At 69.2% G+C, this 8,588-nt stretch carries 6 protein-coding genes and 1 pseudogene; 3 read left to right on the top strand and 4 right to left on the bottom strand.

Annotated features, from left to right (window positions below; genetic code table 11):
• Positions 1 to 189: 189 nt before the first annotated feature.
• Together F9B16_RS54035 and F9B16_RS02840 are read left to right on the top strand one after the other, a co-directional pair.
• Positions 190 to 408 (top strand): hypothetical protein, encoded by a 219-nt coding sequence (locus tag F9B16_RS54035; protein WP_404800472.1) that lies wholly within the window; start codon positions 190 to 192, stop codon positions 406 to 408.
• Positions 409 to 431: 23 nt separating this feature from the next.
• Entirely contained in the window at positions 432 to 1,889 is a 1,458-nt protein-coding gene (locus F9B16_RS02840; protein WP_151538213.1) for a hypothetical protein, read from the top strand.
• Here the strand turns inward: F9B16_RS02840 and F9B16_RS02835 are convergent.
• The 3 genes and pseudogenes from F9B16_RS02835 to F9B16_RS02825 all read right to left on the bottom strand — a co-directional run bounded on the left by F9B16_RS02835 (position 1,841) and on the right by F9B16_RS02825 (position 4,759).
• On the bottom strand, positions 1,841 to 2,530 hold the full coding sequence (locus tag F9B16_RS02835; protein WP_151538212.1) for a hypothetical protein: 690 nt from the start codon (positions 2,528 to 2,530) through the stop codon (positions 1,841 to 1,843). The genes F9B16_RS02840 and F9B16_RS02835 overlap by 49 nt on opposite strands.
• A gap of 352 nt (positions 2,531 to 2,882) precedes the next feature.
• Positions 2,883 to 3,659 (bottom strand): annotated as a pseudogene (locus tag F9B16_RS02830) (IS5 family transposase).
• A gap of 488 nt (positions 3,660 to 4,147) precedes the next feature.
• On the bottom strand, positions 4,148 to 4,759 hold the full coding sequence (locus F9B16_RS02825) for a hypothetical protein (protein ID WP_151538211.1): 612 nt from the start codon (positions 4,757 to 4,759) through the stop codon (positions 4,148 to 4,150).
• Between the two features lie 1,876 nt (positions 4,760 to 6,635).
• Here F9B16_RS02825 and F9B16_RS50660 point away from each other — a divergent pair.
• Complete coding sequence (locus F9B16_RS50660) at positions 6,636 to 6,788, top strand: hypothetical protein (protein ID WP_192808594.1); 153 nt, start codon at positions 6,636 to 6,638, stop codon at positions 6,786 to 6,788.
• A gap of 330 nt (positions 6,789 to 7,118) precedes the next feature.
• Here the strand turns inward: F9B16_RS50660 and F9B16_RS02820 are convergent, their stop codons facing one another.
• Entirely contained in the window at positions 7,119 to 8,378 is a 1,260-nt protein-coding gene (locus tag F9B16_RS02820) for a DUF3488 and transglutaminase-like domain-containing protein (RefSeq protein ID WP_151538210.1), read from the bottom strand.
• Between the last annotated feature and the right edge of the window lie 210 nt (positions 8,379 to 8,588).

Raw genomic sequence — 8,588 nt, 5'->3', positions numbered from 1 at the left:
TGGTCAGTGGGGTGACAGCCCGCAGTTCGTCGCGGTCCTGGACGCCATCAACGTGACGCGGCTGGGGCCGGGTCGCCCGCGCCGCCGTCCCGATCACGTGCTGGCCGACAAGGCCTACTCCTCGCGGCCCACTCCTCGCGGGCCAACCGGGCGTATCTGCGTCGACGCGGGATCGGGCACACCATCCCGGTGCCGGCCGACCAGCGGCAGCACCGCCGCGACCGCGGACGCCGCGGTGGACGCCCGCCCGACTTCGACCCCGAGCGCTACAAGCAACGCAACACCGTCGAACGCGCCATCAACCGCCTCAAGCAGTTCCGCGCCGTCGTGACCCGCTTCGACAAACGCCGCTACCTGTTCACCGGCACCATCACCATCGCTGTCCTACTCATCTGGCTACGCACCTGATCCAAGAAACAGGCCCTAGTGGGGTGGCGGTGTTCGCGGCGGCGGTGCACAGCCGGGGCGAGGTCGTCCTGGCCGTCCATGTCGTGACGCTGGCGGCGCTCACGGTCGTCGGCATCGTGCGGAGGCGCTGGGCCACCATCGCCGCCGGAGGCGCGGGGCTGGCGGTCGCCGCGGGCGGCTACTTGGTCGCGGCGGCCGTCAACGGGCACGTCCGCGCCGAGCTGTACCCGGCGGGGGCGCGCGACCTCGCCGAGAACCTCGGCGCGCGGTTCACCACGGGCGCGGGGCGGGCGTGGGCGCTGTCCGGGGCGGCCGGGCAGATCTGGTACCTGGCCGTCTCCACGTGGGGGCTCGGCGGGGTCGGCTTGGCGGCCGTCGTCGCCGTGCTGGTGCGGCGGCGGGCGCACGCCGCGGACCGGGTCATGGCGGGCGTGCTGCTCACCGTGACGTTCGGGATCGCGTACGCGTCGTCCGCCGCGCTGCCGGACGAGCACCGCGTGGGCAACTACGCGTATGGGCGGTACCTGTCGTGCGTGGCGCTGGTGTACGCGCTGGCGGGTGCGGCGGCGCTGTTGCAGGTGGGCCTGCGCAGGGCGGTGGGGCTGGTCGCGGCCGCGGCCGCCATCGTCGGCGCGGCGGGGCTGTGGGTGCGCCTCTACGCGGGCGAACGGCTGCACACCTACAAGTTCATCGGGTTCGACTTCCCGGAGACGTCGTTCCTGACGGACGCCTGGGTCCACGTAATGAGCCGACGGTGCACAGGAGACCGCGTGCCACATCGCGTGGCTGCTGGACGCGGTGGAGGCGCAAGACCACCGGCGGCTACTCGGATTAGCCGTACGGCGGAAGGCGTGCGACGTCGTGACGGACGGGGCGGACGCCGCCGCTGCGTTCAGGCGTTCGGCCACGCGGAGTCCCGCGCACTGGAACAGAATCCGGAACCCGAGTCGGAGCGCACCGGCGAGTGCGGTCTCGGCGACGACTCGGAACGGAGCAGCACCGGCAAGAGAGGAGATCCAGGTGCTAACCCCGTGAAGGATCACCCGGCCAACTTGCTCCGCCCCGAGTCGTCGTCCGAGCTGTACCGTCCGTGCACGACCTCTCACAGCAACCCGCAAAGATCTCCTGCACCTGGCAGCCGAGGCGTTGGCGGCCTGGAGCCACGGGCCTGGCGAGTCGCCTCTGGGGTCTTCGCACCTGCGGGTTCGGACGGCGATGTGCACGTCGACCTCGCCTGGCCGCCAAGCCGCCAGGCATTCACCCTTCTTCGCCCGCAGAGCGCACCGCCGGGCGCCCGTCCACGTCGACGGCCTGCGCGACCGCTACCAGGCCGCACATCGTCCGAGGCCGACGGTCCGGAGAACGTAGTGGCTCATGTATCGGGCCGAGGGCTCAGACTGGGAGGTCTTCGACGTCGAAGACGCATGCGAGGTCAGCCTGCAACCAGAAAGTATTGCCCGAAGATTTCGTTGAAACGATAGCCCTGAGACTCAAGGATGCACATCGCCTTGGTTGTCAGCAGGCCGCCCCGCCGACCAGGAGATACTTCAGTGAGCATACCTTTCACCCTGGCGAGCCGAACCCAGTTCGCAACCGCGCGCCAATTGCATTCGATAATGACTTCCATTTTCCGCACGGGATTCGGATACCCCAGGTCGACGTACCATGAGTACAACGCGGCAACCAGCGCAAAAAAATCGTCTGACCGTCCCGCTCGCCCGGGCCGGGGCACTGACCGTACCACACATTGTATCTGGCAAGCCATCCTATCGATCACTTCAGAAAAATTATGCTCTCTTTCCATTTTTGCCATCAAGTTCAGCATCTCCCGGGCGTCCCTGGTCATCTTCGCCAGTGGGATCGAGCGCAATGTGTCGACCGTGATTCCCTGCTCGACCGACTCGGGATTCGCCTCCCGGCTGGGCCTGATGACGAGTTCAACGGGGCCGCCGGTGGTCATCGTCGGCCAACGCGTCGTGACCTCCCAGGCACCGGTGACCATGCGATGTTCGACAGCGGCCGCTCGCGTGGTGATCTCACCGTCGGCTCGGTCAGGCTCAGTCCCGCTAGGAACGCTCACAGAGGAAACGACTTTGAGTTCCAACCGTTCAACGGTTTCCACGCTCCCTTGCTGAGCTCCCGGGCTCCAATGCTGATCGCTCTGTCTCACTGCATGCTTCATGCAGCACCCCCCTCGTGCACAACTGCCGGCAGATCCCGAGTGACAACCCGGATTCCCCCAAGATCAGTGCATGAGTCTCAGTCCGTGCAGACCCTCTGCCCGCGTCTTGTTCGTTGGACTTTCGTCCGAACCACAGTCAGGCGTGACCGGAAAAGAACTGTCCTTCCGTGGCGGTTCCTGGCAACCGAACAGACTGAGATTGTGACCCGACCGTTATTAGAGTGTCTGGGGTGCCGCCGTCCCGCCGTGCTGCGATGAACCTGTCGCCCGCGTCTTAAAGGTCGTAACAGAATCAGCGGACGAGGCGTCGCGAGCAGATGAAGGCTGCGGCGAGGGTCATGAAGGCTTCGTGGATGTCGTCGCGGATCTCCCAGCGGATGCGTAAGCGGCGGAACCGGTGCAGCAGGCCGATGGTGCGTTCGACGACGTAGCGGTGGACGCCCAGCCCGGACCCGTGCGGGGTGCCGCGGCGGGCGATGACCGGTTTGATGCCCTTGACCCAGACCAGGCGCCGGTACTTGTCGCGGTCGGCCAGCAGCCGCCCGGGTCTTCGACGAGGCCGGCCGAGCCGCCCCCGGATCGGTGGCACCGCCTCCAGCAGCGGCATCAACTGAGTGACATCGTTACGATTCCCACCAGTCAACGACACGACGAGAGCGGGATGTTGTGGCCGTCGGTCAGCACGTGGTGGTTGGAGCCCGGTCGGCCACGGTCTAGTGGGCTCGGCCCGGTGTTGGGCCGCCCTTCAAAGCCCGGACGTGGGAGCTGTCGATCACCGCCCTGGACCAGTCCAACTGCCCGGCGGCGCGCAGTTCGTCCAACAGCAGCCGGTACAGACGTTCCCACACCCTGGCCTGATGCCACTCAGCCAGCCGCCGCCAGCACGTCATCCCCGAACCGAACCCAGCTCCTGAGGCAAGGACTCCCATCGGATCCCGGTGTGCAGGACGAACAAGATCCCGCGCAGCACCTTGCGGTCGTCCAACCGCTTACGCCCGGCGTGGCGCTTACGGCGCTCCACCTTCGGCAACAGCGGCTCGATCCGCTCCCACAGACTGTCAGGCACGATCCACGGGGGTTGCTCGCCCTTACGCACCCGCCCACACCACACCCGGCCATCACTCTATGTCGCGCTACATGCACACTCTGTTATTGCCTCTTACTGCCGACCGCGTCACTTGCATTTGCTCCTCCAGCGCACGCAGAGCCCGTTGGACCTCATCGGCCGTGTGTCTTCTCTCGGAACCGCCACCATCCCGCCTCCGCCGTCGATCAGCCGCCTCGGAGATCAAGCGCGGCCCCAGGCACTTTGGATCAACCGCCCGCACGTGCAGGACTCGGTGGTTCGCTTCCACTTCACCAGCGTCGGGCCGATCGCCCAGCGGGCCTGGGGGATGGTCGCTGGCCTCGTCTCGCTGGCCGCAGTGGCCGATCTTGCCTTGATCGTTGCCGCCTGGGGGTCTGGCGCCGATCGCGGGCCCTTCGGGGTCGCCGCTGAGGACCGCAGGCAGGTACCCGTTGAGGAAGGCGAACAGCGTCATCGGCCCGTTCACGTGCTCAGGACATCGGGTAGTCGCGCGACGGGACTCCCAGTCCCACGTGAGGCACCCACATGCGGACGGCGAGCAAGTACAGGCCGAGGATGAGCGCCGGCGCCAGCCACCGGGTGAGACGCGTCCGGTTCGCCGGCATGGTCAGGACGATCAGCGCGGGAGTCGCCGATGCGGCGCACACCAGGCCGAGCGCATCGAGAAGCGGACCCGGTCGATTCAGACAGCCGAACGCCAGGAACGCCTCTCCTCCGCAGACGTCCGCCTGGGTGTAGAAGAAGGCGAGAAGGCAGAACAGGCCGCCGAGAAACCATGCGCACGTCCCCAACGCCACGTCGAGGCCAGGGCCCCTCATCGGCCAGAGCTTGCCATCGCGCCGGGTGGCGCGCACATCCTTGACCGCCACGGCCGCCATCAGCCCGATGACCGCCACCACCGCCAGTGTCCCCAGACCCCACCCCGCGCTGCCCCCCTGAAAAGGCGGTTTCTCGGGGTCCGTGTCGTCCGTCGGCCAGGTCGAAATGGTCATGACGAAAAGGGCCGCGAGCGCCGCCCAACCTCCGCCCAGCACCCCGTACTCGCGAACGCGGCCGCGTGTCATCGCCAGGCCCTCGACCACGTGGACGCCCCCATCCGCGATAGCCGGTGGTTGTAGATCGTTGTACGCACCCAATGGCAGAAGTGCTCCTGGATGCTCGGCTGCTCGATGTCGAGGACCATGACCCTTCCTTGCTGCCGTTGTCGTTTGTCTCGCACATGCCGAGACGAAGCATTACCAGATGATGGTCTCTCAGAGACCGTCCGCGGTCGGGGCCGATGTACCACTTACCGAAGACCGATAGCAAAGGACACGACCCGGGTTTCTGACCGCGCCCTGGTCGGTGACGCTCGGGGCCGCCGTCGTGTCCGACGGGCCGGAGCGATCGGGGATGGCGGTAGCGCCGCTCGCCTGAACTGTCTGTCTGGTGTGCTGGTCCGGCTGGCCGTCTGAACGCTGGGGATGAACGATCAATGACCAACGCCCTGAACCTTGTCGTGGCGGGAGACGTGGGCCTGTCACGGAAGTTGCGTGGCACAGGACGGTTTCCGGCCGTGTTCGATGTCGCCTCCGCCACCGAGCTTCGATCCGTGTCCAAGAGCGGTGAGGTTCGGCCTCCGGCCGCGTTCATGTTCGCGCGGACTTCAACGAGGACCTCCCCGACGTCTGTGTCACTCACCTGGCCAACGGGTTGGCGGCCGCCGGGTTCACTGTCCTCGTCCACTGCTTCTTCACCCAACGTGGTGACTGCTTCAGCTCGGGGGTTCTCACCAGCGCGGAGCCGATGAGCCTGTCGCAACTGCTGACAACGCTCGGCGCCGCCCCACCGGAGGACGTTGAGCAGCCGGACCTTCTGCCCGAGCCGCCGCCGGAGCCCTGGGTACTCCCGGGCGTGACGGCCGCGGGGCAGACCGGCCAGGCATGGCCCGCGGACGAGCCGCCGGCAAGTCCGGTCCAGAGCGGCGTCGGCGATGAGCCTCTGGAGACCCCGCCCGGTTACGGCGAACTGACGGTCGCCCATCGCGGCGTCGCTGCGGTCACCTACCGTGCCGTGCACGAAGAATCCGGGACCACGGTCGCCCTCGGATCCGGCACGATGGTGTGGAGACACCGCCGGACGAACTGGCCGCCTTGGAGCGCGCCTCCCTCACTGATCACATGGTCACCGTGCTGGAGTCCGGCCGCACCCCGGCCGGGCAGGTGTACACGGCCTCAGTGCACTGCCCCGCGTACGCATCGGAACCGCCTCTGTCGCTCCGGGAGGCGGTCCACGTCGCCGCCTCGCTGGGCATGGGTCTGCAGGCGCTGCACGAGCAGGGATTGATCCACGGTGATGTCAATCCCGGCCGTATCATGAGCGACGCCGGGAGGCCGCTGCTGACCGGGGCGGCGAGTCTTCGGGGCCTGGCGGCACATTCCTCGCCGGGCATGCTCGAACCGGTGGACTTCGAACGCATCGATCCGAGGGTCGCCGCGCCCGAAGTCCTTTCTGGGCGACCTGCGACCGCGCGTTCACCGATGCGCTCGAGGAGGGCATGCGGGGCGTTCTCGAATCCCCCACTGACTGGGAATCCCTGCTGGCATGGTCGTCGGGTGCGACAGTGGCGGAGCCCGGCGGCGCAGGCCGCCGCCGCAAGCCCGTGCTGGCGGTCCTGGCGGTGTTCGCCGTGCTCGTCCTCGCCGGGGTGGGAATCGGTGCGGCGGGACTGATGGCCGGGGACGACGGGGAGGCCGCGCAGCATCGGCAGCCGAGCCCTTCGCGGCCGGAAACATCGCCTTCGAGTTCTTCGCCGGGCCCGACGTCCCCCCCGACAGCGGTGAGGCCGATCAAGGAGTACGCGCCCGGCCGGGTACGGATCGCCGACGCCAGGGTATCGATCGAGGTCGCATGGGCGGACCGCAACGGGGACGAGCCGCGTACTACGTCGGGGGGCCTGTGGGACGCAGACCCTCCACCTTGGCCAGCGCACCGCCGGGAACCGCGAAGGTCACGGTCACCGCGCTGAACCCGAGCGTGGACTACTGCTTGACGGTCGTCGCCGTCCTGGACGTCGACCGCGTAGCCCACGCCGAGCCCGTCTGCACCCACCGCGTCAAGAGGGCCGGCTGACCCGACCGCGGAGCCCGGTGACGGGCTCTCCCCGCGTCAGGCGGGACGGTCGAGCCGCCCAGAGCACCGCTCGCGGGTTCACCCACCACGACAGGCGGCGCGGCAGTGAACTGGAGTGCCGCAGCCGTGTGGCCAGCAGGCGAACCTGCTCGGACGTGAACGAGGCGTCGTCCGGTGTGACCGGACCACCGAAACCCGCCGCGTTCACCAGCCGGCTCAACGTGCGCAGCCGTCCAGTATCGGTGTCCGGCAGTGCCGCCGCGAGGCTCGCCGTCAGTTCTGCCGTTGTGGCGGACGCGGGCACGGTGTGGCCTGCGAGCCGCATCGCCACTAGGAGTTCTGCCCAGGCCGCGAGGATGCGCGCGCCGTTCCCCTGCGCGATCTGCGCACCCCACGCAAACGCAGCAACGGCATCAGCAGCAGCAAGAGGACGAGCAGCCCCAGCTGGGTGTCGATCAGCAGAGTGTATTCACCACCTGACAGCCGTGGCACGGCGCCGCGTGCACCAGTGTCCGTAGCGTCGGAGGTTTCGCCGCCGCGGTATGTCCCGTCGTGGCCCGCCCGCTCCTGCGAGCCCGGACGCGCCGACGCCTCCGAACGCTTCCGCGGGTTCGGGTCGTAGGGCACCCAGCCCAGGCCCTCGAAGTAGATCTCGCCCCAAGCCACCGCGTCACCGGTGCGGATCACACGGCTGCCGCCGCCGCCCGCCCCGAACCCGACCACGACCCGGCTCGGCAGTCCGGCCGCCCGGGCGAGGACCGCGAACGCGCTGGCGAACTGCTCGGAGGTGGCGCCGCCGCCCTTGCGTCCCGGCGGGACCAGCAACTCGGCGAGCTCGGCGTAGCCGTGTCCGCCCGGGGCGCCCGGCTCGAAGGTGTAGGAATCTCGCAGGTACTCGGCGATCCGGGAGGCACGCTGGTGCGCGGTGCCGTTCCCCGCCGCCGCCTGGGCGATGTCGCGCAGGCGCGCCGGCGCGCCCGGCGGCAACCGAAGGTAACGCTCGTACCCGGTACCGGAGGCGGCCGCCGCCCGGGTCCCCTTCCATCCGCTCCAGTCGGGAACCATTCCGGCAGCCGTGTACGAATGGCCAGCGACCGCGCCGTCCAGGGAGAGCAGTGTGCCGGAGACGGCGTCGTGGCCGACCGCGACGCCGTCCACCCGGGTGGCGATGCCCGGGACCGGCAGCCAGTCGCCGGGCAGGTCGCCGGCCGAGACCTTCACGGTGGTCCGCGTCGTCCGCGGCGGCACCACCTCGGGGGGAGGCAGGTCCGGCCCGGCAGGACGGTAGGAGCTGTCGGGCAGCCAGACAGGTCCTGTGAAATCCGCGAGCGCGACCCACCGCAGCGTGGTCCGCGGACCCGAGACCGTCATCAGCGGCACGTCCGGGGCGGCCGACCACGCCGACAGGTAGGACAGCGGATTGCGCACCTCGCGCGGCTTCTCGGGAAGATCGCGCTGCCCGCGCGGATCGGCCGCGCGTACCGGCGTGGCGGGGAGCAGGGCGGGAAGGACGCGGCCGTCGCGGCGCAACACCGTCGTGATCGCTCCGGCGAGCCACATCGCCAGAACCGGGAACGCGAGCAGGTCCACGGTCGCCAGGGGGTGTGGCCCCGTGGTCAAGATGCGCGCTCCCGAGTGGAGCACCGCGTCCACCGCCGCGGGGACCGGCTCCTTGATCGGCCCGGGCGGCCAGCGCGACCAGCACGACCGCGGCCATGGGCAGGCCGGCCGGCACCGCGACGGGCCCCAGCCCGCGCAGTACCCGGTGCGCCGCGGAGGTGACGGCCACCGCCGCGATCG

The sequence above is a fragment of the Actinomadura montaniterrae genome (genome assembly GCF_008923365.1).
GTDB lineage: Bacteria > Actinomycetota > Actinomycetes > Streptosporangiales > Streptosporangiaceae > Spirillospora > Spirillospora montaniterrae.
The sequence above is the reverse complement of the archived record's forward strand: the minus strand, read 5'-3'. Positions and strand labels throughout refer to the sequence as shown.